We start from the raw sequence: 22,789 nt of genomic DNA, 5'->3' as shown, positions 1-22,789 counted from the left end.
GCTTTGTAGTTGGTTGGTGTTGAGCTAGCGAAGCGAGCAGCTCATAAGCCAAGCAACGGAAAAGCCGTCAGATGCTTGGCCTTGTTAGAGCTAGCCAGGATTAGCAAGAAACTTACATGATAAGCCAATGACTATGCATGCTATAAGCACAAGATCGACTTTTCCCCTGCCAAAGCGATCTTTTAAAGACTCACTTGCCCCGATTAGCAATCCAGCTCCTAAGAACAGATAAAATGCTGAAACAAGATAGGCATCTTGCTCATAATTCAACCGAATGCTTCTGTAGCCACCTGAAATTTGATGATTAATGCCTCCAATTATTCCATAAGCTATCAAGACCAATGCCATTAGACGCACAAACCAAATAGCTTTATTGTTTTGCTTGGCGCTAGATTCTTCAGCCTTGGAGGGATGGTTACATTCCGAATCCATTGTTATTTATAAATCCTTTTCGCTCAGAATAGATATTATATTCGTTGCTCTAACGCCCGCAACACCGGGCAAATTGGAGCGCAGCGGAAATTTGATCCGCGTGCTTGCGTTTGTTATGCATTGCCATCCCAGCCACTCCGATCCCAAACTTTCTGAACACGCTCCCAGACTTCAGTTGACATATCATTTTTCCAAACACCACCTAGTAGGTTTGCAAACGCAGGATCTAGCTTTGCTTGCTGCTCAACTTTTTCTATCACTACCCCTCCAAGCTTGGATAAATAGTCTTCAAGGGGGCCTGCAGCAAGAATTTCCATTACCTCGTTTGACGGGCTCTTTGATAATACAACCAATATTATTTCCCAGAGATCTTCGGGAGCTTCATACGTCAAATCCATGACGCGGTCATTAGCCCACTCATACTGGGACTTATCGGCCTTTTGAATTACTCCAGCATCATCAGCGGCATACCTGTTACTCCAGTAGCCAATGTAAGCTTCAGCGATTGATTCTATTTCGATCTCGTTCATAGAAGTGCATAACGCCTTACTTAACGGCGCACGCTTTTTGTGCGTCCGGTGGAGGCCCGTCTTTTGGGCCGGAACGAATTACAGTAACTTGTTATGCGCTCAGCCAAAATAGAACCCCAAAACCAATACCACCAAGGCTATTGCCGAGATTTTAATCATAAGCGGTGATGTTAATGCCTTTGCGATTCTTAAGGTATTAGTATTTCTTATTTCTCTTAGCCTTTGAGCATACGGCGGAAATAAATCATTAATAAAATCCGTATCCGTATGAACTAAATGCCTAATATACTGACTAGACCCAAGAGGGTGTACTACCGCAAACACCTCCCTTCCCTGTGGATCATAACCCGAAGTTAGAACATGAGTTTCAGCCCCGTAACGTCTCAAGGCAGAATTCATGTACTCAATGAAATCCTTATCCGTGGATTCAATTATGCTATTCATTAGTACTCACGCATAACAGCTTTAATATACGCCTCGAGGCGCTTATCTCCAGCCGTATATCCTTTTCTATAATCTCCCAACTATTCAATAAATCATATTTAAAATCAACAGGTTAGGTAATATCACCAATTATCTATTTTGACAAAGGTGCCTCGAGGCGCTTATCTAAGCTTATCCACAGCGACTTCTATTTTTAAAACTTCTTATAATTCAATCAGTTATTTTTGTAGCACGTCACTGCCCCGGAGATAAGCGCCTCCAGGCGCTTATCTCCGGGACTTATACACAACACTAAAGGGCCAATTTACATTCTAATACCATACCTACGGATTATTGATTTCAAACTTATCCACACCTATCGATAATATTGGCACCTTAGACAAGCTGGCTGAGGAATAAATAACAGACACAAAAAAGGCGGAGCAAGCTCCGCCTAAATCACCTTATCGATAAGCCGCTCGCCAAAGGGCGAGCTTCCCCATCAATACTTCAAGTTAAACTGCACCGCCACGGTACGCGGTGGCGCGTAGTAAGAGAAGTGCGCGCCGGTCAACAGTAATGGATCGTTAGACCAGGTACGGATTTCCTCATCGGTGAGGTTTTTACCCACCAGGGCCACTTCCCAGGAGCCATCGGCATCGCTTAGGGCTACGCGGGCGTTGGCGGTTATATGGGAATCTTCCTTGGAGTTATCATCCAGGTCACTGGACAGGTATTGCTCGCCGGTGTAAGCCACATCAACGTGGGTACGTAACAGCAGGTTATCGGACAGGATAAATTCCTGATCCAAACCAATATTACCGGACCACTCTGGCGCGTTAGCCAGATCCTTATCGGTTAAATCCTGTGAACACACTTGGCCAATAGCGGTGGCAGCCAACTGGCCAGCAGTACAGCTTGCATCTTCATACTTGCTGTAATGGGCATCCAGATAAGCGAACGATGCATTAAGGAACAGGGTTTCACTTAAACGCATGGTACCGTCGACCTCCAGGCCCTGGCTGATAGCTTCAGCGGCGTTACCCACAATAAAGGTATCGCCCTGGAAGTTACTCACCTGCAGGTCGGTGTATTCGGTGCGGAACAAGGCGAAGTTTAATTGTGCGGCACCATCCATGAGTACGGTTTTTCCGCCCAGCTCGAAGGCCAGCGCCTCTTCTTCATCGAAATCGAATTGGTTGGGACTTAAACCGTATTCACCCGGGTCATCGCCCTGGTTACCAATGGCATTGTAACCACCGGATTTAAACGCTTTGCTGATGCTGGCATACAACATAACGTCGTCACTTAAGTCGTATTGTACTTTTAAGGATGGCGAGACATTTTCCGCGCGGCGATCACCTTCTACGTCGTGTTCGTACACACCCAGCAACTGCATACCGCCTACGGCGCGGCCGTATTCGTTAGCGGGGAATGGGCCTGCAGGTGCGGCCGGGTCATACACATCGGCCAGAGCGCTGTAGGTGTCGTAACCGGTGAACACCATATTGCGCTTCGCGTCTTTTTCTTCAATGGTGTAACGCAATCCACCGGTGAGGTGTAATTGCTCGGTAGCATGCCAGGTTACCGAACCAAAGGCGGCGTAGGTTTCAGATTCCTGCTCGTAATCGGAATAGGCACCAGCTTCTGGCACAAAAACTAACTGCGCATCGACAAAAGCATACTCAGCCAAGCGAGTATCAATACGGCGATGCAAGTTAAAGTCGGAGGTTTGGAAATACAAGCCGGCGATAAAGTCTATGTCACCACCCAGCGGGGAGGTTAAACGTAACTCCTGACTCCACTGATCAAACTCCTGACTTTGTGGCATACGCAGGGCATCCAGTGATGTGGAATCACCATCAACAACTTCATCATAATTAAATTCGGAGTAACCGGTAATGGACGTCAGCTCATACTCACCCAGGGCGTAATTCATGGTTAGGGTGAAGCTGTCGCTGTTGGTATCGGCTTCTTCTTCGGTGTTGGTGGTACGTTCACTTTCGTCATTCGGGTCCCAGTTAGGATCGGCAGCTTGCAGCGCAGTGCCCCATACACCGACGCCATCCATACGGTAGCCGCGGCCGGTGGACTCACTGTGGCCCCACTCGTATTTGGCGATAACTTCCAGATCGTCGCTGGCATCCCACACCAGGGTACCGCGCACAACAGCGTTTTGTTCTTCTGGCTCGTCGTCATCAATCGCGGCGTTGGTGTTTTTCAGGTAGCCGCCGGTTTCCGATTGGCTGACCGCTAAACGGCCTTTTAAGGTATCGGTAATGGGGCCGGAAATGACGCCTTCCACATCGTAACTGTTATAGCGTGGCTCGTAAGAGGTTTTCAGCAACATTTCGACATCATCGGTAGGCTTGGCAGTGTTTACCGTCATGGCACCAGCGATGGTGTTTTTACCAAACAAGGTTCCCTGCGGCCCGCGCAATACTTCCACACTGGCCACATCCATAAACGGGGCCTGGAACTGTTTGGAACGGCCGGCATAAACGCCGTCGATAAACAGCCCAACGGATTGCTCAAAGCCCTGGTTATCACCAGAGCCCAAACCGCGCACATAAATGCTGAGGTTTTGTGGGCTTTGGTTGATCGACAGGTTGGGCACCAGTGCCGACATTTCCTCTAAGTTACCAATACCGCCTTCGCTGATGGCCTCTCCACCCACCACGTTAACGGATACAGGGACATCCTGTAGGTTTTGCTCTCGTTTCTGTGCGGTAACCACCAGCTCTTCCAGGACAAAGGTTTCTGCCGCTGCTAACTGCGGGCCGCTAACTGCGGCGGCAACAGCTGCCACCAATGCTTTTTTGGGGTTCACGAATCTCATTGATCTCTCCTGTTTTTATAGTCTTCTGCACCTGACCTCCTACACCAGGGATTGATGGCCAAGCGGTGTCGGGGAGGCTCTTCAAACTCCCAAACACAAACTGAACTATATTCACTCTTGAAGATATAAACAACTATGATTAGGATAACAAACAGGAATTAGCGCCCGAACTACATCTCAGGGATTTAGAAAAACCCAATAGAAACAGGTACTTAGTAATGCAGAACAACCAACTTGTATTATCCGAACGCCCCGATGGCATCCCCGGCCCCCAGCATTTTTCAGCTCAAACCACGGACATAGACCTAACACCCGGTGAAGGTCAGATCGCGGTGAAGAGCTGTTATCTATCGATTGACCCGGCGATGCGCGGCTGGGTATCACTGGAGGAAAACTACCTGCCACCGGTGCAAATTGGTGAGGTGATGCGCTCGGTGGCCGTGGCCGAAGTACTGGAATCCCAACACCCGGATTATGCAAAAGGCGATTGTGTCTATGGCCTGTTTGGCTGGCAGGAATATTGTGTAACTGATGTAAATCCGTTTATGCGTAAAGTAGATGCATCCCTGGCTCCCATTTCTACCGCTCTGGGTGCACTGGGCCCCAATGGTTTAACCGCCTACCAGGTACTGAATTTGAAAGCGCAGATTCAGGAAGGTGATACGGTATTGATTTCTACCGCCGCCGGTGGCGTGGGCAGTATTGCCGGGCAGATTGCCAAGCTGAAGGGTTGCACCGTGATCGGTTTAACCGGCAGTGATGAAAAGGTGGAGATGTGCTTAAACGAGTTTGGTTACGACCACGCCATTAACTACAAAACCTGCGGTGATTTGGAAGCAGCCATTAAAGAAATTGCACCTATGGGTGTTAGTGTGTTTTTTGATAACACCTCTGGCGGTATTGCCGATGCGGTTTATCCAACCCTTGGCTTTAATGCCCGTGTAGTTCAGGTGGGTACGGCAGCCATTGATAGTTGGGAGCCAGTACCAACAGGGCCGCGTCGTGATCGCTATATTTTAACCAAGCGTTTAACGGTGATGGGTTTTGTTTTGCTGGATCATTTTGCCGATGCACCGGCGGCATTGCAGCAGTTGGCCCAGTGGTACCAGGAAGGCAAGCTGAATTATCGCGAGACGATTACCCAGGGGCTGGAGAATGCACCGCGGGCGGTGACTGAGTTGTATGAGGGGTTAAATACTGGCAAGCAGTTGATTAAGCTTTAAGGAAGTAAACTGCGGAGCCATACACTTCCCGAATGCCATCCCCGTGAAAACGGGGATGGCGAATCAGCTTAATATGAATTTAAAAATTCTTACGCGTTGCTTAAGCATTCCACTTCAGCTTCTGGTAGATCTTTATCCAACAAAGCCTGCACATCCTCATCACTCATACCGAGTAACTTCAGGAAGTAACCACCGTAATCTTTGGCCTGCTGCAGGTTAATATCACCATCGGCCAGACCGGACATGATGCCCACGACTGAACAGTTTAAGAATTTACCCAGGCAGTCTGGGTTGGCAATATGGAAGCGCCCCTGCTCCAGTCCCATTTTGACATCGGCGACACTGCGAGCTTCCAAACGATCACGAATATAACTGTGAGGCATTTGACGCATAATATGCCAGCCGCGGGCATCACAGGCACAGCTCACAGTAAAGCGGTAGGACACCAGGAAAATTTCGGCAGGATCTTCCAGACCTTCGATCAAACCGGTTAACTCTGCCACGTGGGCTACCAGGTAGTCATCGGCCAGCGCTTTGAGCAGATCATTTTTGGATTCAAAGTGGTTGTAGAAAGTACCCAGCCCTACATCAGCAGCCTCGGTAATATCGACAATACTGATATCTTCCAGATCTTTTTCCCGACTCAGGTCGCTGGCGGCATCCAGCAATTTCTTACGGGTTCTCGCCTTGCGGCGTGCACCGCGGTCTACTTTTTTCTCTGCTTCAGCCATTAACCATTACCTTTGTGTACCGGCTTGCTCGGCACTTTTACTTTAATTTCAATAAGTTGGCGTTACTTTACCACTTTCACCCCACTATTCACACCTGAATAGCGCTCAACTATGACAAGCCAGAATTCGATGATTTTTTAGCCAAAAACGCTGTAACAAGCCAAACCAACGCCCCTCCAAATACAATTTCTCCCTAAATATCAAAGAGTTACAAGAATAAAACTTGCCCAACAATTCTTAACTGAACCCCATTCACTTTTGATCCCAAATCCAATAAACTACTCAAAACGCCAAAGAGAGTTTAACCATGAACGCCATTTCCGAGATCACTGATATTCAGCAAGCGGCTTTTAAAGCCAACTGTAACGTACAGGAGCGCAGCCCCAACCCTATCAGTAAGGTTACTGGTCTGGCCTATGCGGTGGTACAGCGCCCGGATTTGGATTCAGCGACCAAGTTTTTTGAAGATTTTGGCCTACTGGTAACCCAGAAGAGCGGCGACAAGGTCTATATGCGCGGCCGCAGCAACAGCCACCACGCGCTGGTGATTGAGCGCGGCAGTGCCGCCTTTGCCCGCCTGGGCTTTTATGCCGAAGAGGCCGAGCTGAATAAACTGGCGAAACATTTCAAACAAACGCCAAAAACCCAGGACTCTGTGCTGGGCGGCAAGTTTATTACCATCACCACCCCTGATGGTTTCCCGCTGGAAATTAACTGCGGTTTGAACTCACTGCCGACCATCAACCGTAAAGAAAGTGATCCCTGGAACTATTCCGACAGCAAAGAACGTATTAACGATTGTATTCGCAAAGACATAGCACCAGTGCTGGTACACAAACTGGGGCATAGTGTGTACAGCATCACCAACGTAAAAGAATCCATTGAGTGGTTCCAAAACACGCTGGGCATGATCACCTCTGATTTCCAATTCATGAATGATGAAGAAATTCCCAGCTCTGCCTTCCTGCGTTGCGACTGTGGCGACACCCCAACCGATCACCACACTATTGCCTTGGCACTGTCACCAGAGTTAGGCCATGTACACACAGCTTTCGAAGTGGATTCCATGGAAGAGGTGGCCATGGCTAAAGACTGGCTTGAGAAACGCAAGCAGTACAAACACTCCTGGGGCATGGGCCGCCATATTTTAGGCAGTCAGATTTTTGATTACTGGCGTGACCAGGAAGGTGATTTATTTGAGCACTACGCTGACGGCGATTTGTTTGATGCCAAAGTGCCCACTGGCTATCACCCATTCCACAAACAGTCTTTACACCAGTGGGGCCCGGATATCAGCAATGACTTTGCCGGCCTGAACCATCCCTGGAAATTGATCAAGATAGTGATCAAGCGCCTGTTCAGTAAAGACGATTTAACGATGAAGCGTATAAAAAAACTCGGCAAAGCGATGGGTTAATCCGTCGTCCTTCATCTTCTACCTTTAACCACAACTAATACTACGAGGCTATTATGATTTGTCACGTTGTTCACTACTCTAAAGACGCTTCGCAAACCAACAGCGGCGATTGGGGCGTATTGATAGACAATCAGGTTTTCCCTATTGAGGGAAGCTTTGCCTCTACTGCAGAGTTTATTGCCCAAGGGCGCGAGCAAGCCTACGCCGTTTTACAACAGGCACAAAACAAAGCGTTAAATAATAGCCTGCCGTTAAGCGAGCTAACGCTATTAAGCCCGGTAACCACGCCTTGCCGTGTTTTGTGCCAGGGCGCTAATTATCGCCAGCATATGATTGAGTCGGGTATGAACCCGGACGATAAAGCGTTCAACATGTTTTTTAACAAATCTTCTGCCAGTGTCTGTGCCGGCAGCAGTGACATTACCCGCCCCAAGCACGTACAACTACTCGACTACGAAGTAGAATTGGGCCTGGTAATCGGTAAAGACACCAATACTGAGCTGAAAATTACCGATGACAATATTCACGACGTAGTCGCCGGTATTGTGATTGGTAACGATGTATCGGCACGTGATATTCAAGTACCACAAATGCAGTTCTTTAAAGGCAAAAGTTATCGCAGTTTCTGCCCTACCGGCCCGGTGCTGTGCCTGCTGGAAAAAGAAGATATGCACTACTTACACGGCTTGCAACTGGAACTACGTGTTAACGGCCAAGTACGCCAGCAGGACTCCACCGCCAACCTGGTTTTTAAACCAGCCGAATCCTTAAGTGAATTTACTCAAGTCAGTGACTTAAGTGTGGGCGATCTGGTATTAACCGGCACTCCTCACGGTTGTGCGATGCAAATTCCACCGGCGTTTTTAGTGAAGATACTGTCCCTGTTGCCTGAGTCAAAGAAATGGAATCTGTTTGTTAAAGGTCAAAAGCGTAATGGTCGCTACCTGCAACCGGGCGATAAGCTGACAACCTCTATTCGTAGCCAGGACGGCAAGGTTAATTTAGGTACACAGGAAAATCTGATTAAGCAGGGTGCTTGATCACACCATTATTTTTAGTAGCGCTTGCCCTGAAAAAATCCCCATTCCCACGAAAGCGGGAATGGCAGTGTCTATTCGGGTTGAGTTCTATATAACCCCTTCTCTCTCTGCACAGGTGTCAGGTATGTTTTCGGCACCTGTTTTTTTATGAGATCACATACAGGAGAACGCCATGCCCTTTGTTACCCCCACCACGAAGGAAGTCACCGAATGGCAAGGCTTCCATTTGTTTCACTACGGCATGAGCTACTGCTCGCAGCGGGTACGTATCTTCTTAAACGAGCGTGATATTCCCTGGACCAGTCATATTGTCGATATCCCCAAGGAAGAAAACCTCACCGAGTGGTATCAAGGCATTAACCCCAATGCGGTGGTGCCGACACTGGTACACGATGGACAAGTACTGATTGAATCCAGTGATATTCTGAAGTATTTAAAACAACTTTCCGATACCCGTCCGCAAGCGGCTGAAGATCTGGAAACAGAAAATGCGGTTATTGCCCTTAGCGATGCGCGACAAACAGATTTTAAAATTCTTTCTTTCCAGTATCTGTTCAAGCCCATGGCAAAAAAGAATGCCGAACAACTGGAAACGCTGAATAAAAAATTAAAGAACCGCGAGCTTTATCAATTTCACAAAAGCTTTTCTTCTGCCGAGGGTTTACCGGTGAGCACTATTCGCGCCGCCGTCTGGCAGATGCAGCAGGCCTTAACGCGATTGGAAAATATTTTAAGCAAACAGCCCTGGTTATCGGGTGGTGACTTCGGGATCGCCGATACCACCTGGGCAGTCAATATCCATCGCCTGGAACTACTGTGCTTCCCGATGGCCAAATTTCCGCACCTGCGCCGCTGGTTTAAACAAATATCCCAGCGCCCATCATACCAGCAGGGTTTATTAGCTTATGAGCCAGCCCCTGCGCTTAAGGTTTTAAAATTCGCCGCTTTTTTCCGTGCCAATATCGGCAAGAACTCTATCCGCAGTATTCTTGCGATGGATACCAACCCCACTGACTTTCCCCAAACGGCGACAGCCGCTCGAAAGGAGAACCGCTTATGAATAACGCTAACCCGTTCACTGGTACCTGGGCCCTCGCCGAGTGGTCCGTAACCCATACACCATCCGGTTATGTGCACTACCCGTTTAACGGCAATGCCGACGGCCATCTTATTTATACCGACAACGGTTGGGTCTCAGCCACCCTAATGGAAAAAGACCGCAAACATGTGCCACAAGATCGCCACCGTTTGGTAGCTGCACGCATGCTGCTCAATCCCCCCAAGGATGCCCCCAAGCAAGATCTTGATATTGATGCACAACAGCAAAAAGATATCGATGATTTGATGGAGCGATTCTGCCTGGCCAGTATGGGTTATATCACCTACTGCGGCCCCTTTGAGGTTAACAACGATGAAGTGCAGCACCATATTAAAAACAGTCTGGTACCGCAGTGGGTTGGTACCACCCTGGCCCGAAAGTTTGACATTTCAGACAATCGGTTAACCTTAAGCACCAATGAAGGCGAATTCAGTGATAAGCTGGTTTGGCAACGCATTGCCTAAATGGCGATTTAAAAAGCTAGAGAGAAATGAGAGAGGTAATAATTAATGATCGGATACGTCACCATTGGTGTTAACGATATGGAAAAGGCCAAGCAGTTCTATACCGAACTGCTGGCAGACATTGACGCCAAGCTGTTAATGGATATGGATCGCATTGCCCTGATTGGCCGCTCTATGGAAGAGCCAATGCTGGCCGTGTGTATTCCCTACGACAAAGAAACCCCAGCACCGGGCAACGGTAATATGATTGCTATTCACCCGGGTTCCACGGAATTAATCGACCGCCTGCATGCCAAAGCCCTGGAGCTGGGTGCAACCTGTGACGGAGCCCCCGGAGTGCGTATTCCCGATGTATTCTATGGTGCCTATATTCGCGATCCTGACGGCAACAAGATTGCCTTCTACCAGTTTGGCCCAGCCTAAAGCGCGCCTTCCTCGTTATGCCCTAGATATGCCCCTGCCTCCCAGGGGCATTTGTAAAATCAGATCTGCAAACACTATAGTTATACCATTGATTCTAGATTCAGTGGCGCTATTCCATGAAAACATGTCAGTATCTCGCCCTGCTATTACTCTGGTGTGCAAGCTGTTGTGCTGACCCGACAGCCACTGATAACACGGATTCCACTGGCCCTACGCTCAGATTTTCAAGTGCTGAAATAAAGCCCTTCTTATTCCATCAAGAGGGTAAGCTTACCGGTTTAAGCTACGATATCATTGTTGCCGCCTGCAAAGAGATTGGCGTAACGCCCCAATTCTCTATCAAACCTTTCCGCCGCAGCCATCTGGAAGTTCTGCAGGGGGGCGCAGATGGTATGTTGGTATTGAGAATTCCCGGCTACGACGAAGTGTTGTTTCCAAACCTGACATTAAGTTCAGTCACTATCTTTCACCAACGCGTTTTTATTATTGGTTTAACAGCCCAAAACATTACTATAAGTCAGCTAGAAGATTTGGCGGGTTACCATGTTGGCCACATTAGACTACTGCCGGAGCTGCACGATATTTTGATTCCGGTCTCGGAACAGAAATCCATTTTCAACAATACCCGCCAGTTACTTAAAGCCTTATTGGCCAACCGCATTGATGTGGCGATTGTCAGCCCCAGTATGATTCCCGATATCAATTCCGAGCTAGCGATTGAAAATACCCGCTTTGTGCAGCTGTTCGAATACCCCTTGCAACCTGTCACTATAGCCTGGACCCAAAACAGTCAACGGGCAGGTTTCTCTGATATGACTCGGGAGTTTGACCAGGCGCTGATAGCGTTAAAAAAGTCGGGGGCGATTAAAACCATTATCTCCCGCTATCTGGACCCATCGGTATTTATTTTTGACGCCAGCCACGAAGCTACACCCTAAACCCGGCCCGCTAACGTAGCGCAGCAGCTAACTCTACGCCCCACTGGGCAACAGCCAAACGCGTCTCACACCACCAATCGCAAGTATCCACATGGAGTTTTTTCAGGGTAACGGTAAATGGCGGTTGTGGTGCAATAACGCCTACCCGACGATCATAATCTTCATACAACGCCATTAACTCACCAAGCTTTTGCGGGTTTGACTGTGCCAGATTTTGAGTTTCCCCCGGATCATTTGCCAGGTTAAACAATTCCCACTGACCAGATCCCAGTGGGATATTGATAAAGTGGGCTTTCCAATCGCCCTGACGAATCGCCCGGTTACCGAATAATTCCGTTGCCACCACAGCTTGATTCTGTTGTGGCAATCCCAACCACGCCGGTAATAGAGACGCGCCTGAGGGTAACTGTTTGCCTTTAAAGGCCGCCAAACTTTCAGGCGTAATACCCAGCATGGAATAAATAGCCGGTGCTATGCCCGCTACATGACCAACACGGTTTTCCATGCGACCGGCTGTCAAACCTGGCCCACGAACAATCAATGGCGAGCGAATACCGCCTTCAGCCACAGTGCCCTTAAACAGCTTCCAGGGGGAACCGGCCGTTTGCGCCCACTCGCGACCTAAATAAATGTGGGAACCTGCACGCCCTGCCTGTTCGGGGCGTTGGTCCCGTTGTTTGAAAAACCACTCAGCATCTTTTGCCGGGTACACCAAAGGCGTCGCGCCGTTGGCGCCGTTATCGGACAGGAACAAAATATAGGTATTGTCCAGCTCGCCAGTATCCCGCAGATGTTTTATCACACGGCCCAATTGCTGATCCATTAACTCAACCATGGCGGCGTAGAGTTCCATGCGCCGCACAGAGTCTTGTCGCTCTTCCTCGCTGCGCTGTTGCCACTGCGGTTTATATAAAGGCAACCATTTGGGGGGAGAGGGCATTTGCCAAAGTGAACTGTCTTCCGGCAAAAGGCCTTTGGTTTTTAACTGTTGTGCGCGTTGCTCACGAATTGCCTCGGGACCGGCATCATAAACACCACGGTAGCGATCCAACCAGTTATCCGGCACCTGAATGGGATCATGGGGAGCGGTATAAGCCAGATAGGCAAAGAACGGCTGACGAGTATCTCGCTGCTCAAGGTAGCTCAATAATTTTTCGGTATAGAAAATGGAAGAATAGAAATCTTCCGGCAAGCCTACCGGTTTACCATCTTCCAGATAGGTCACACCATTACCTTCGTAAAGCGGTAGCTCATCGCCAAAATGGCTGGCGCCTCCTTCAAGCAGGACAAAACTTTTATCAAACCCACGGCGATTGGGATACTGTTCGGGCGATGCCGCTAAATGCCACTTGCCCGCCATAAAGGTTTGGTAACCAAGCGGTTTAAGCACTTCGGGCAGGGTCACCACATCGTTATGTAGCTCGCCGGCATAGTTGCGATCCTGCAATTGATTGGCTGCCCGCACATCATGCATGGTCCCCAACCCCGCCAAATGATGATCAACACCGGTTAACAACATGGCTCGAGTCGGTGAACAGGTGGGTGCGGTATAGAACTGGGTCATGGCAACCCCTTGGTTGGCCAAACTGTTCAGCACCGGGGTGTTAATCTCCCCACCGAAGGCCCCGATATCAGACCAGCCCAGGTCGTCGGCAACCACAACCAGAAAGTTAGGCTGCTTTTTGTCTGGCATATCATTATTGGATTCAGTACTGACATCCGCAGCCACACCACCCCCAACTACGCACAACAGCAGTGCTACGAGGCCAAATCTGGCGACATTTTTCACCTTAAGCATATCTGTAACCACCTGATATATAACAACTTTTACCAAACACCCTGCTCTCAGACAGACTCCCTTCCCAGCCGCGAAAGCCAATCCCGTAGTGGATAAAAATTGATCACTCTATTGACTATTTCAAACAACTGTATCACCATCACTAGTGAATGTCATTCATTTACGATATTCATTCACATCATAATAAATACATCGCAATGCGAAAATCGGAGAGTATTCCTATGAACCTGAAACAACGGTTTACCCCATTGGCACTCGCCATAACCGCCAGCCTGCCGGTAGCAGCCAACGACAGCCCCTCATTTGCCTTGGAAGAAGTGGTGGTAACAGCACAGAAACGGGCCGAAAGCCTGCAAGAGGTTCCCGCAGCTGTCTCTGCCTTTGGCGCAGAAGATATCGAGAACGCCGGCTGGGGCGACATCAATCAGCTACAACATGCCATGCCCAGTGTCGCGGTAGGCGGTGAGAGTGCTTCGCGCCCCTATGTGTTTATTCGCGGTATTGGTACCCGTAAATTTGATATTGGTGCCGACGGCTCGGTGGGTATTTTTGTCGACGAAATTTTTAATGCCCGCTTTAGCAGTACCTTAACCGGTATCCTGGACCTGGAGCGGATCGAAGTGCTTAAGGGCCCACAGGGCACCCTGTATGGTCGCAACACTATTGGCGGTGCCATCAGCATGTACACCAAGCAGCCGAGCAATGAGTTTGAAGGCAAGCTGAAAGCCGCTACAGGTAATGATGGTTATTACTTACTGAGTGGCTCTGCCTCCGGTGCGCTGGTGGAAGATAAATTAATGGGGCGCATCAGCCTGGCCAGCTCTGACGAAGATGGTGTTTATAAAGATACCGCTTCCGGTAAAACGGATAATAACCGCAGCAAGTCAGCACGTTTCACCTTGCTGGCAACTCCGACCGATGAGCTCGAGTTTTCCCTGACCGGTGAGCTGAACAAGATTAAATCCGATGCGGTACTGACCGAACCTCTGACTGCCGATACCGGAATTGTGGCAGTATCACCGTTAATTCCTGCGGCGACGGTGGCGGCGGAAGTGGCCGACAATCAATCCGACCGTTACAGCAATGCGTTTACTGACCCCGGTTATCTTGAGCGCGATAACAACCTGCTGGCTTTCAAAGCCAAGTGGATGGGAGATAGTTTCGACTTTACCGCCATCACCAGCCGCACCGAAGAGGATTACCAAGAAGGCCGCGATTTCGATGGCAGCGCGTTGGATATTTGGAATCACTACATCGATCAGGACTCCACACAATACAGCCAGGAATTTCGTTTTAGCTCTGTTGACGGCGGCGCCTTTACCTTCGACGATAAACTGCAGTGGGTAACGGGTATTTATTACTTTACCGATGATGCTTACCGCTCCGATAGCTTACCGTTTGGTCCTGACAGCGCCCTGTCTCCCGCTATGGCAGCTATCGTATCTGGCGGCGCCTTAAGTTTCCCTGGCCTGACCTACAATGTGTCCACCTCGGTAGTTGAAATTGAAACCACCAGCTATGCGGTTTACGGCCAGGCAACTTACGCGATAACCCCAGACTTGGGATTAACCTTGGGCCTACGCTACACCGATGATAAAAAAGAATTCACCTACAGCGGTCGCACCAATACGCCGGGTTATGCACCGGGAGCCACCAATTTTGATGTGGGTGACACGCTGAATTTCTCTTCTACCGATCCCCGCATCACGCTCGATTATCAAGTGACCGATGATGTCATGGTCTACGCCACCTATGCCACCGGCTATAAAAGTGGCGGCGTTCAGTTCTCTGTTAACTCGGCTGAGGCCGCGCAAGAAAGCTTCGATGAAGAAAGCCTGACCATGTATGAAGTTGGCTTAAAGTCGATGTTATGGAACCAGCGCTTGCAGTTGAACGCCGCACTCTATCGCTATAACTACGAGGACCAGCAGGTTCAATCGATTATTTCCGTTAACGGTTCACCGACCGCCATCACTCAAAATGCCGGTAAGAGTAATATGAACGGTTTGGAAGTGGATGTCGTGGCGATGCTGACACAGAACCTGACCATGGAATTCGGTTACACCTACCAGGATGCCGAGTTTGATGAGTTCAGCTCCATCGATGGCGATCGCGCCGGAAACAAAATGGCCTATGCCCCCGAACACGCTGCCAATATTGGTTTCAACTACCTGATTCCATTAGCGGATGGTGGTGAAGTTACCCTGCAGGGGCAGTACTCCTGGAAAGACGATTACTACTTCGATTTTGATAACAGCGAAGAAGCGCTTCAGGAAAGCTACGGGGTTGTTAACCTGTCAGCCTGGTGGGATTTGGCCGATGGCAAAACCCGCCTGCGGGCATTCTGTAATAACTGCGGCGATGAGGAATACCTGAATAATGTCACCACCTTCCCCGATAGCCTGGGTGGCGGTGGTCGTCAAAGCTGGGCGGCACCTCGCCGTTACGGTGTAGAAGTGACTTACAACTTCTAACCCATCTTCATTGATATCCTCTGTTTACCGGCGGCCTGGCCGCCGGCTTTTTACTGTTCACGCCATCATCCTTCCGCCCATTTATAGACACCATAAAATGTGAGAGTTATTCTTCCTACTGGCTATAGCAGCGCAGGCTGCTGGTTTACCTTTTTCGCCGGAAGATTGACACTATGCTCTCCTTTAGCCGTAAAGGCTCATTTATCGCCATCACCAGTGTGTTGCTGTTGATTGGATTCTCAGCGATTAGCCTGATTAGCTATTACGTTGCCAACAGCACCCTCAATCAGCATATCCGCACCAACACCCTGCCAATCACCAGCGATAACATTTATTCCGAAGTACAGCGGGATTTACTGCAACCAATTCTGGTGTCTTCACTGATGGCCCAGGATACATTTGTACATGACTGGATTGTCGCCGGTGAACAAAACCCGGCCGCCATTACCCGCTACCTGAACAATATCCAGGAGCGCTACCAAACCATTACCGCTTTTTTCATTTCCGAGAGCACCCGCAACTACTATCACTCCAGCGGCATCCTCAAAAAAGTCGATCCAGAGAACCCACAGGATGACTGGTATTTCCGGGTCAAGAAGTTATCCGGGCAGTATGAAATCAATATGGATATCGACACGGCCGATAACAGCCGCACCACCTTCTTTGTAAACCACAAGGTTCTTGATCGCGACAACAGCTACCTGGGTGTTATTGGTGTTGGCCTGGCCTCTGAAGCCATCAAAGATATGATTGATGTTTATCAAAATCGCTACAACCGCCAGGTCTACTTTGTCGATCGCCAAGGCAAGATTACCCTGCATGGCGAGGCACTGGATGATCGCAACAGCATTCGAGAAATCGATGGTTTAAAAGAAATCGCCACCCAGATTCTAACCACGACCGGCGGCTCCTATGAGTATCAATTCAAAGACAAACATATTTTCCTCAAGACCCGCTATGTACCCGACCTTGACTGGTATCTATTGGTCGAACAAGAGGAGCATCCTGAGCAGGCAGTGCAAAGTGTACTGTGGCTCAATTTGGGGTTGAGCATTGGTATCACGATTATTGTTTTAATCCTGGCGCACTTCACGCTGGGCAGTTACCAGCGCCGTCTGGAGCAAATGGCCAATACCGACAAACTGACGGGTGCCATTACGCGCAGCGCCTTTGAACCCACCTTTGAACAACTCCTGAGTTTTGCCCAACGCCGCCAGCAACCGCTGTCGGTTCTGTTAATGGATATCGATCACTTTAAAGTCATTAACGATACCCATGGCCATTTGTTGGGTGATCATGTGCTGAAACATATCACCAAACTGATGAACAGCCTGCTGCGTAAATCTGATGTTATTTGTCGCTGGGGCGGGGAAGAATTTCTCATCGTGCTGCCCGAGTGCAATCTACATTCAGCCACCAATATAGCCAGCAAGATGCGTAAACTGATTGAGGAATCATTGAAGGTGGTGGACAGTAAACATATTGATGTCACCGCCAGCTTTGGTGTCGCGCAATTTAATAACCTCGAATCATCCGAGAACTTATTCCTACGTGTCGATAAGGCCCTGTATGCCGCCAAGGCCGGTGGGCGTAACTGTGTGGAAACGACAGAGCAGGAACAGGAAGCCTCTGCTAAAGCTTGATAAAAACTAAATATATCAATTAGTTAGCGCCTACCAAGAAGAAAGGGATTAAAAATAGTCAAAATTCCACTTGCAAACCGACCGCTCGGTTTGTAATCTATCTCTATCCTGAAAACACCACCCGATATGTAAAATGACCCGTATGGCCCCGTTAAGAGACCCAGACATCACCAGACAACGCATTCTTGGCGTCGCCGCTGAGGAGTTTCATCTGCGTGGTTACAAGGCGACTAGCCTGTCTGACATTCTTACCCGAGCCGAGGTTTCTAAAGGCGCGCTCTACCACCACTTCCCGAATAAGCAGGAGTTGGGCTACGCGGTTCTGGAAGAAGCCTATATTAATGACTGTATGTCAATGTGGCGTCAGGCCATGGCCCAGGACGATATCATCAAGAGCCTGGGCGACATGCTAGAGGAAATGCGTTCACACTGTGTGAATGAAGACGTGATGAAGCAGGGTTGCCCTGTGAATAATATTGCCCAGGAAATGACTGCGCAGGATGCCGGTTTCCAGCAACGCATATCGGCCATGTACACAACCCAGGCCAAACTGGTGGAAGAGGCACTGAACCGCTCCATTGCTGCAGGCTACATCCGTGATGATATAGACCCTGAGGGTGTGGCGCTGTTTATCATCTCCTGCCTACCGGGCATGATGGGGATCGTGAAAGCAACTCGCTCTAAAAAAGATCTCGAAAAGATGCACCAGGGGTTACTCAACTACCTGGAAACCCTGCGCGCAGGAACCTAAAACCACAGAATTTTTTTTTGGCCCAATAAACAGACCGGACGGTCGGTTTATTAGGCCTTTTTAACCCAAGCAAACAGACCAACTGGTCGGTTTAATTATAACATTCGATAACTTCTACAAAAGGAGGCCTTGTGATGTCACCACAACACAAGCAGAGAGACTGGTCCCTCCGCTATGCGGATTGGCTTATTCGCCATCGCTGGCTGGTGCTGACCACCACCCTGATTCTGGCGCTACTGGCTGCCAGTGGTGCCCGGTTTTTGGCATTTAATAATGACTACCGGGTATTTTTCAGCAACGAAAACCCCAACCTGCAGGCCTACGAGGATCTGCAAAAAACCTACACCAAAGTGGATAACATCCTGTTTGCGGTTGAAGCATTGGATGGCGATGTATTTTCGCACGACGTACTAGAGGCGGTGGAAACACTGACTGCCGAAGCCTGGATGCTGCCCTTCGCCCTGCGTGTTGATTCAGTCACCAACTTTCAACACACCTATTCCGAAGGCGATGATCTTATCGTGCAGGATTTGGTAGAAGGCGCCTCAACACTAACGCCACGGGAATTATCCGCAGCGAGAACAGTAGCGCTCAATGAGCCACAGCTGGCCGGGCGTATGATCAACCCTGAGGCCTCGGTAACCGGCATCAATGTCACCTTCCAAATGCCGATGAAGTCGATCGACGAAGCGCCTATAACTGTGGCAGCTGCGCGTGCCCTGGCGACAGAGATTGAAGATAAATACAACGTGCGTGTCTATATGACCGGCATGGTTATGCTGTCGAACGCGTTCTTTGAATCGGCCATGCAGGACATGAGCACACTGGTGCCTCTTATGTACGCGGTAATTGTTGCCGTGACTTACCTGCTGGTTCGCTCAGTCAGTGCAACGATTGCTGCCGTGATGGTCATCATCTTTTCCATGCTTGGCGGTATGGGACTGGCGGGCTTCCTCGGTGTGCAGCTAACACCGCCCTCCTCTTCGGCCACCACTATTATTATGACCCTGGCCGTGGCGGACTCGATTCATATTCTGGTGAGTATGTTTGCTGCCATGCGACGCGGACTCAGTAAACATGATGCCATTCGTGAAAGTTTGCAGATCAATATCGGGCCGGTGTTTTTAACCTCTATCACCACGGCTATCGGTTTTCTGTCGATGAATTTTGCCGATGCACCACCCTTTCACGATCTGGGTAATATGACCGCCATGGGCGTGATGCTGGCATTCCTATTGTCAGTCACTTTACTGCCGGCACTGATGGCCATACTGCCTGCCAAGGCTAATCATGGTACGACCTCCATCGGTCGCTCAATGGATAAACTGTCGAATTTTGTTGTAACCCGACAAAGACCGATTCTGTTTGCAACCGTGGCCGCCTCGGTGATGTTGATCAGTATGATCCCTCTGAATCACCTGGACGATAACTTTGTCGATTACTTCGATGAATCCCAGGCCTTCCGGACCGACACGGATTTTATTAACCAGCACCTTACCGGCGTTTACCAGCTGCATTATTCACTGGATTCCCAGCAGGCCAACGGTGTCAGTGATCCGGAATTTTTGCAAAAGCTGCAAAAATTTACCGACTGGTTACGTGAGCAACCGGAAGTCCGCCATGTGAGCACGATCAGCGATACCTTCTTACGGTTAAATAAAAATCTGCACGAAGACGACGCCAGCTATTATCGCCTGCCGGAAGATTCAGAGTTAGCCGCACAATACCTGTTGCTGTATGAACTGTCCCTGCCCTACGGGCTGGATTTAAATAACCAGCTCAATGTTGGCAAGTCCACGACACAATTGGTGGTGACACTCAATAACGCCGGTTCCGTGCAATTAAAGAGCATCGGAGAGCGAGGCACTCAGTGGCTGCACGACAACCTGGGAATGGAAGCCTACGGTGTTGGTCCCTCGATCATGTTTGCCTACATTGCCGATCGCAATATGCAAGGTATGCTGGTGGGTACCATACTCGCGCTGTTAATTATTTCACTGTTGATTGGTATCTCCCTGCGTAGTGTTCGCTTGGGTGCCCTGAGCCTGATTCCCAATTTGTTACCCGCCGGACTGGCGTTTGGTTTGTGGGGTGGCCTGGTAGGTGAAGTCAATATGGCCGTCTCCATGGTGACCGGTATGGCGCTGGGCATTGTGGTGGACGATACCGTGCACTTCCTCAGCAAGTATTTAAGAGCCCGTCGCGAGCAAGGCTTAAATGCAGAACAAGCCGTCCGTTACGCCTTTTCTTCCGTGGGGGTTGCCATTGTTGTTACCTCACTGATTCTGGTATTTGGCTTTAGTGTATTGGCGCAATCATCCTTTGGCATGAACTCCAATATGGCCATACTCACTGCCATTTCCATTTTTATGGCGCTGGTTGCCGACTTCCTGCTGCTGCCAGTACTGCTGATAAAACTGGACCGCAAGTACTATCCCTTACAAGCCCCACAACGCTCTAACGAATTTATCGACGGCCAAGATTCAGCCGCACAAGAGGAGAAGCCCTATGAAACTCAACCTGTTTAAAACTGATAGCTTCGCCCACACGTTGGGTGCTACCGCATTGTTTTTCAGCCTGGGCGTATTCGCCCAGGAATCTGCAAACACCGAGATAACGGCCGAAGAAAAAGGTCTGGCCATTGCCACAGAAGCCGATAAGCGGGATCTGGGTTTTGGCGACCTGGCCAGTAGCCTGACCATGACCCTGCGCAATAAATACGGTGAAGAAAGTGTTCGCCGCATGCGCAACAAAACCCTGGAACAGGACAACGACGGTGATAAATCCCTGATCGTGTTTGATAACCCACGCGATGTGAAGGGCACAGCCTTTTTGTCCTTTACGCACAAAGCGGGCCCCGATGATCAGTGGTTGTATTTACCGGCTTTGAAACGGGTTAAACGTATTTCTTCCAGTAACAAGTCCGGCCCCTTTATGGGCAGTGAATTTGCCTATGAAGATATTTCTTCCCAGGAGGTAGAGAAATACACCTATAAGTATTTACAAAATGAAAGCTTTGATAACCGCGATCATTTTGTCATTGAACGGGATCCTGTAGATCCTAAATCCGGCTACTCTATTCAGCACGTCTGGATTGACAGTGAAGAATATCGTGCCTGGAAAATTGATTACTATGATCGCAAGGGCGACCTGTTAAAAACCCTCACCCTGAAAGATTACCAGCAGTATCTGGGACAGTACTGGCGAGCCGATCACTGGCATATGGTTAACCACCAAACCGGAAAGTCCACCGAACTGCAATACGGTGAGTGGCAGTTTCGCAACGGCTATCGTGATCGGGACTTTACCAAAAACAGTCTCGCCCGTATTAAATAAAAGGCTAAATAAAAGGTTAAGGTTCTAATGAGTTACTTAAACCTATTGCTAACTCTGGGACTGATATCTGTAGCGGGCGCTGTGCCCGCTGCTGATATCGACAGTGAGTTCACCGGTTACGCCAGTGTTGAGTTCCGTGGTTTTCTCGAAGATGCTCTTGATAACGAACAGAAAGACACCTACGGGGCATCATCCGTCAACCTGGAGTACTACCGCGATTGGGATGGCGGTTATCAGCGCTTTGTCGCCACCGGCTTTGCCCGCTGGGACAGCGAGGATAGCGAGCGCAATCACGTCGATATTCGTGAGTTTTACTGGTGGAAAGCCTTCGACAACTTTGAAGTCTATGCCGGTGTGCGCAAGGTATTCTGGGGTGTAACTGAAACCGTTCATCTGGTGGATGTGATTAACCAGGATGACAACCTGGAAAATATCGACGGCGAAGACAAACTCGGCCAACCCATGGTCAGTCTCCTATTGGAACGCGACTGGGGCACACTGGAGGTGTTCGGCTTATTAGGTTTTCGGGAGCGGGAATTTGTCGGTAAGGACAGCCGCTTGCGACCGCAGTTACCCATCGATGAATCAGCAGCCGAATATCAGTCCGGCGCTGGCGACAAACATATTGATTTAGCCATTCGCTGGAGCCATGTGATCGGCGATTGGGATATTGGCATCAGCCACTTTTCCGGCACAGCCCGGGATCCACAGTTTAGGGCAACAAGCTCTTCCCCTACAGAACTGTACCCTTACTATGTACAGACAAACCAAACCGGTTTGGACCTACAGGCGACCTTAGGTGACTGGTTGTGGAAACTGGAAGCGATTTCCGTCAAGAACCAAAGTGAAGGTAGAAATACCGCCGCCGTCGGCGGGTTTGAATACACCTTTGTCGGCATCAATGAAGGCATCACCGATTTAGGTATCCTGCTGGAATACCAATTTGATGATCGTCGCGGTGCAGCAGAAACAGCCTCACAAAACGATATCGCCCTGGGCGCGCGCTGGGTATTAAACGATATACAAAGCACCGAAGTGCTCGCGGCAATGAGCGTGGACCTGGACAACAACAGCCGCTTTTTTAGCGTGGAAGCCACCCACCGCCTTAACGACCAGTGGCTACTGGAAGCTGAGGGGCGCTGGTTTTCCAACACCGCCAGTGATGATCCGCTGTATGACTTCCGCAACGATGACTATATTCAGGTGGAGCTGCGGCGATATTTTTAGC

General features: G+C 49.4%; 18 protein-coding genes. 13 read left to right on the top strand and 5 right to left on the bottom strand.

The features are described from left to right. Nucleotides 1–90: 90 nt before the first annotated feature. From ACGHZ6_RS04700 to ACGHZ6_RS04690, 3 genes are all read right to left on the bottom strand, one after another. Entirely contained in the window at nt 91–432 is a 342-nt protein-coding gene (locus tag ACGHZ6_RS04700; RefSeq protein ID WP_390617653.1) for a hypothetical protein, read from the bottom strand. Nucleotides 433–545: 113 nt separating this feature from the next. Next, complete coding sequence (locus ACGHZ6_RS04695) at nt 546–962, bottom strand: DUF6869 domain-containing protein (protein ID WP_390617652.1); 417 nt, start codon at nt 960–962, stop codon at nt 546–548. Between the two features lie 925 nt (nt 963–1,887). Beyond that, complete coding sequence (locus ACGHZ6_RS04690) at nt 1,888–4,224, bottom strand: TonB-dependent receptor (protein WP_390617651.1); 2,337 nt, start codon at nt 4,222–4,224, stop codon at nt 1,888–1,890. Nucleotides 4,225–4,442: 218 nt separating this feature from the next. Here ACGHZ6_RS04690 and ACGHZ6_RS04685 point away from each other — a divergent pair, with 218 nt between their 5' ends. Further along, entirely contained in the window at nt 4,443–5,447 is a 1,005-nt protein-coding gene (locus tag ACGHZ6_RS04685) for an NADP-dependent oxidoreductase (RefSeq protein WP_390617650.1), read from the top strand. Between the two features lie 89 nt (nt 5,448–5,536). Here ACGHZ6_RS04685 and ACGHZ6_RS04680 read toward each other — a convergent pair whose 3' ends face one another. Continuing rightward, nucleotides 5,537–6,178, bottom strand: coding sequence for a TetR/AcrR family transcriptional regulator (locus tag ACGHZ6_RS04680; protein WP_390617649.1), 642 nt, complete (start codon nt 6,176–6,178; stop codon nt 5,537–5,539). Between the two features lie 307 nt (nt 6,179–6,485). Between ACGHZ6_RS04680 and ACGHZ6_RS04675 the strand changes: the two genes are divergently transcribed. The 6 genes from ACGHZ6_RS04675 (at nt 6,486) to ACGHZ6_RS04650 (ending at nt 11,559) form a co-directional block, all read left to right on the top strand. Next, nucleotides 6,486–7,595, top strand: coding sequence for a hypothetical protein (locus ACGHZ6_RS04675; protein WP_390617648.1), 1,110 nt, complete (start codon nt 6,486–6,488; stop codon nt 7,593–7,595). Nucleotides 7,596–7,648: 53 nt separating this feature from the next. Next, nucleotides 7,649–8,635, top strand: coding sequence for a fumarylacetoacetate hydrolase family protein (locus ACGHZ6_RS04670; RefSeq protein WP_390617647.1), 987 nt, complete (start codon nt 7,649–7,651; stop codon nt 8,633–8,635). Between the two features lie 172 nt (nt 8,636–8,807). Next, nucleotides 8,808–9,695, top strand: coding sequence for a glutathione S-transferase family protein (locus ACGHZ6_RS04665; protein ID WP_390617646.1), 888 nt, complete (start codon nt 8,808–8,810; stop codon nt 9,693–9,695). Next, a complete protein-coding gene (locus ACGHZ6_RS04660; RefSeq protein ID WP_390617645.1) occupies nt 9,692–10,198 on the top strand; it encodes a lipocalin-like domain-containing protein in 507 nt (168 codons plus the stop codon). Before ACGHZ6_RS04665 ends, ACGHZ6_RS04660 begins: the two co-directional genes overlap by 4 nt. Before the next feature lie 45 nt (nt 10,199–10,243). After that, nucleotides 10,244–10,621, top strand: coding sequence for a VOC family protein (locus ACGHZ6_RS04655; RefSeq protein WP_390617644.1), 378 nt, complete (start codon nt 10,244–10,246; stop codon nt 10,619–10,621). A 116-nt stretch (nt 10,622–10,737) separates the two neighbouring features. After that, nucleotides 10,738–11,559 carry a substrate-binding periplasmic protein gene (locus ACGHZ6_RS04650; protein WP_390617643.1) on the top strand — a complete coding sequence of 274 codons (822 nt, stop codon included), beginning with the start codon at nt 10,738–10,740 and terminating at the stop codon, nt 11,557–11,559. Nucleotides 11,560–11,569: 10 nt separating this feature from the next. On the opposite strand, the gene ACGHZ6_RS04645 is transcribed toward ACGHZ6_RS04650, so the two are convergent. Next, a complete protein-coding gene (locus tag ACGHZ6_RS04645) occupies nt 11,570–13,357 on the bottom strand; it encodes an arylsulfatase (RefSeq protein WP_390617642.1) in 1,788 nt (595 codons plus the stop codon). Between the two features lie 221 nt (nt 13,358–13,578). Here ACGHZ6_RS04645 and ACGHZ6_RS04640 point away from each other — a divergent pair, with 221 nt between their 5' ends. The 6 genes from ACGHZ6_RS04640 to ACGHZ6_RS04615 all read left to right on the top strand — a co-directional run bounded on the left by ACGHZ6_RS04640 (nt 13,579) and on the right by ACGHZ6_RS04615 (nt 22,788). After that, nucleotides 13,579–15,831 carry a TonB-dependent receptor gene (locus ACGHZ6_RS04640; RefSeq protein WP_390617641.1) on the top strand — a complete coding sequence of 751 codons (2,253 nt, stop codon included), beginning with the start codon at nt 13,579–13,581 and terminating at the stop codon, nt 15,829–15,831. Between the two features lie 173 nt (nt 15,832–16,004). Continuing rightward, nucleotides 16,005–17,474 (top strand): diguanylate cyclase, encoded by a 1,470-nt coding sequence (locus tag ACGHZ6_RS04635; RefSeq protein WP_390617640.1) that lies wholly within the window; start codon nt 16,005–16,007, stop codon nt 17,472–17,474. A gap of 142 nt (nt 17,475–17,616) precedes the next feature. Beyond that, the gene (locus ACGHZ6_RS04630; protein WP_390617639.1) at nt 17,617–18,225 is read left to right on the top strand and encodes a TetR/AcrR family transcriptional regulator; all 609 of its coding nucleotides are present in this window, start codon (nt 17,617–17,619) and stop codon (nt 18,223–18,225) included. Nucleotides 18,226–18,359: 134 nt separating this feature from the next. Beyond that, the gene (locus ACGHZ6_RS04625; RefSeq protein WP_390617638.1) at nt 18,360–20,753 is read left to right on the top strand and encodes an RND family transporter; all 2,394 of its coding nucleotides are present in this window, start codon (nt 18,360–18,362) and stop codon (nt 20,751–20,753) included. Beyond that, entirely contained in the window at nt 20,734–21,561 is an 828-nt protein-coding gene (locus ACGHZ6_RS04620) for an outer membrane lipoprotein-sorting protein (protein WP_390617637.1), read from the top strand. The genes ACGHZ6_RS04625 and ACGHZ6_RS04620 overlap by 20 nt, the downstream gene beginning before the upstream one ends. Nucleotides 21,562–21,588: 27 nt before the next feature. After that, nucleotides 21,589–22,788 carry a hypothetical protein gene (locus tag ACGHZ6_RS04615; RefSeq protein WP_390617636.1) on the top strand — a complete coding sequence of 400 codons (1,200 nt, stop codon included), beginning with the start codon at nt 21,589–21,591 and terminating at the stop codon, nt 22,786–22,788. The last annotated feature ends 1 nt before the right edge of the window (nt 22,789 follow it).

The sequence above is a fragment of the Maricurvus nonylphenolicus genome (assembly GCF_042854845.1).
GTDB lineage: Bacteria > Pseudomonadota > Gammaproteobacteria > Pseudomonadales > Cellvibrionaceae > Maricurvus > Maricurvus nonylphenolicus.
Note: the sequence above shows the minus strand (reverse complement) of the source record. Positions and strands in the feature narration are given on the sequence as shown.

Excerpts from the sequence above, each read along its gene's own strand:
- ACGHZ6_RS04700 (WP_390617653.1), bottom strand. The coding sequence starts at position 432 with ATGGATTCGGAATGTAACCATCCCTCCAAGGCTGAAGAATCTAGCGCC.
- ACGHZ6_RS04695 (WP_390617652.1), bottom strand. The coding sequence starts at position 962 with ATGAACGAGATCGAAATAGAATCAATCGCTGAAGCTTACATTGGCTAC.
- ACGHZ6_RS04690 (WP_390617651.1), bottom strand. The coding sequence starts at position 4,224 with ATGAGATTCGTGAACCCCAAAAAAGCATTGGTGGCAGCTGTTGCCGCC.
- ACGHZ6_RS04685 (WP_390617650.1), top strand. The coding sequence starts at position 4,443 with ATGCAGAACAACCAACTTGTATTATCCGAACGCCCCGATGGCATCCCC.
- ACGHZ6_RS04680 (WP_390617649.1), bottom strand. The coding sequence starts at position 6,178 with ATGGCTGAAGCAGAGAAAAAAGTAGACCGCGGTGCACGCCGCAAGGCG.
- ACGHZ6_RS04675 (WP_390617648.1), top strand. The coding sequence starts at position 6,486 with ATGAACGCCATTTCCGAGATCACTGATATTCAGCAAGCGGCTTTTAAA.
- ACGHZ6_RS04670 (WP_390617647.1), top strand. The coding sequence starts at position 7,649 with ATGATTTGTCACGTTGTTCACTACTCTAAAGACGCTTCGCAAACCAAC.
- ACGHZ6_RS04665 (WP_390617646.1), top strand. The coding sequence starts at position 8,808 with ATGCCCTTTGTTACCCCCACCACGAAGGAAGTCACCGAATGGCAAGGC.
- ACGHZ6_RS04660 (WP_390617645.1), top strand. The coding sequence starts at position 9,692 with ATGAATAACGCTAACCCGTTCACTGGTACCTGGGCCCTCGCCGAGTGG.
- ACGHZ6_RS04655 (WP_390617644.1), top strand. The coding sequence starts at position 10,244 with ATGATCGGATACGTCACCATTGGTGTTAACGATATGGAAAAGGCCAAG.
- ACGHZ6_RS04650 (WP_390617643.1), top strand. The coding sequence starts at position 10,738 with ATGAAAACATGTCAGTATCTCGCCCTGCTATTACTCTGGTGTGCAAGC.
- ACGHZ6_RS04645 (WP_390617642.1), bottom strand. The coding sequence starts at position 13,357 with ATGCTTAAGGTGAAAAATGTCGCCAGATTTGGCCTCGTAGCACTGCTG.
- ACGHZ6_RS04640 (WP_390617641.1), top strand. The coding sequence starts at position 13,579 with ATGAACCTGAAACAACGGTTTACCCCATTGGCACTCGCCATAACCGCC.
- ACGHZ6_RS04635 (WP_390617640.1), top strand. The coding sequence starts at position 16,005 with ATGCTCTCCTTTAGCCGTAAAGGCTCATTTATCGCCATCACCAGTGTG.
- ACGHZ6_RS04630 (WP_390617639.1), top strand. The coding sequence starts at position 17,617 with ATGGCCCCGTTAAGAGACCCAGACATCACCAGACAACGCATTCTTGGC.
- ACGHZ6_RS04625 (WP_390617638.1), top strand. The coding sequence starts at position 18,360 with ATGTCACCACAACACAAGCAGAGAGACTGGTCCCTCCGCTATGCGGAT.
- ACGHZ6_RS04620 (WP_390617637.1), top strand. The coding sequence starts at position 20,734 with ATGAAACTCAACCTGTTTAAAACTGATAGCTTCGCCCACACGTTGGGT.
- ACGHZ6_RS04615 (WP_390617636.1), top strand. The coding sequence starts at position 21,589 with ATGAGTTACTTAAACCTATTGCTAACTCTGGGACTGATATCTGTAGCG.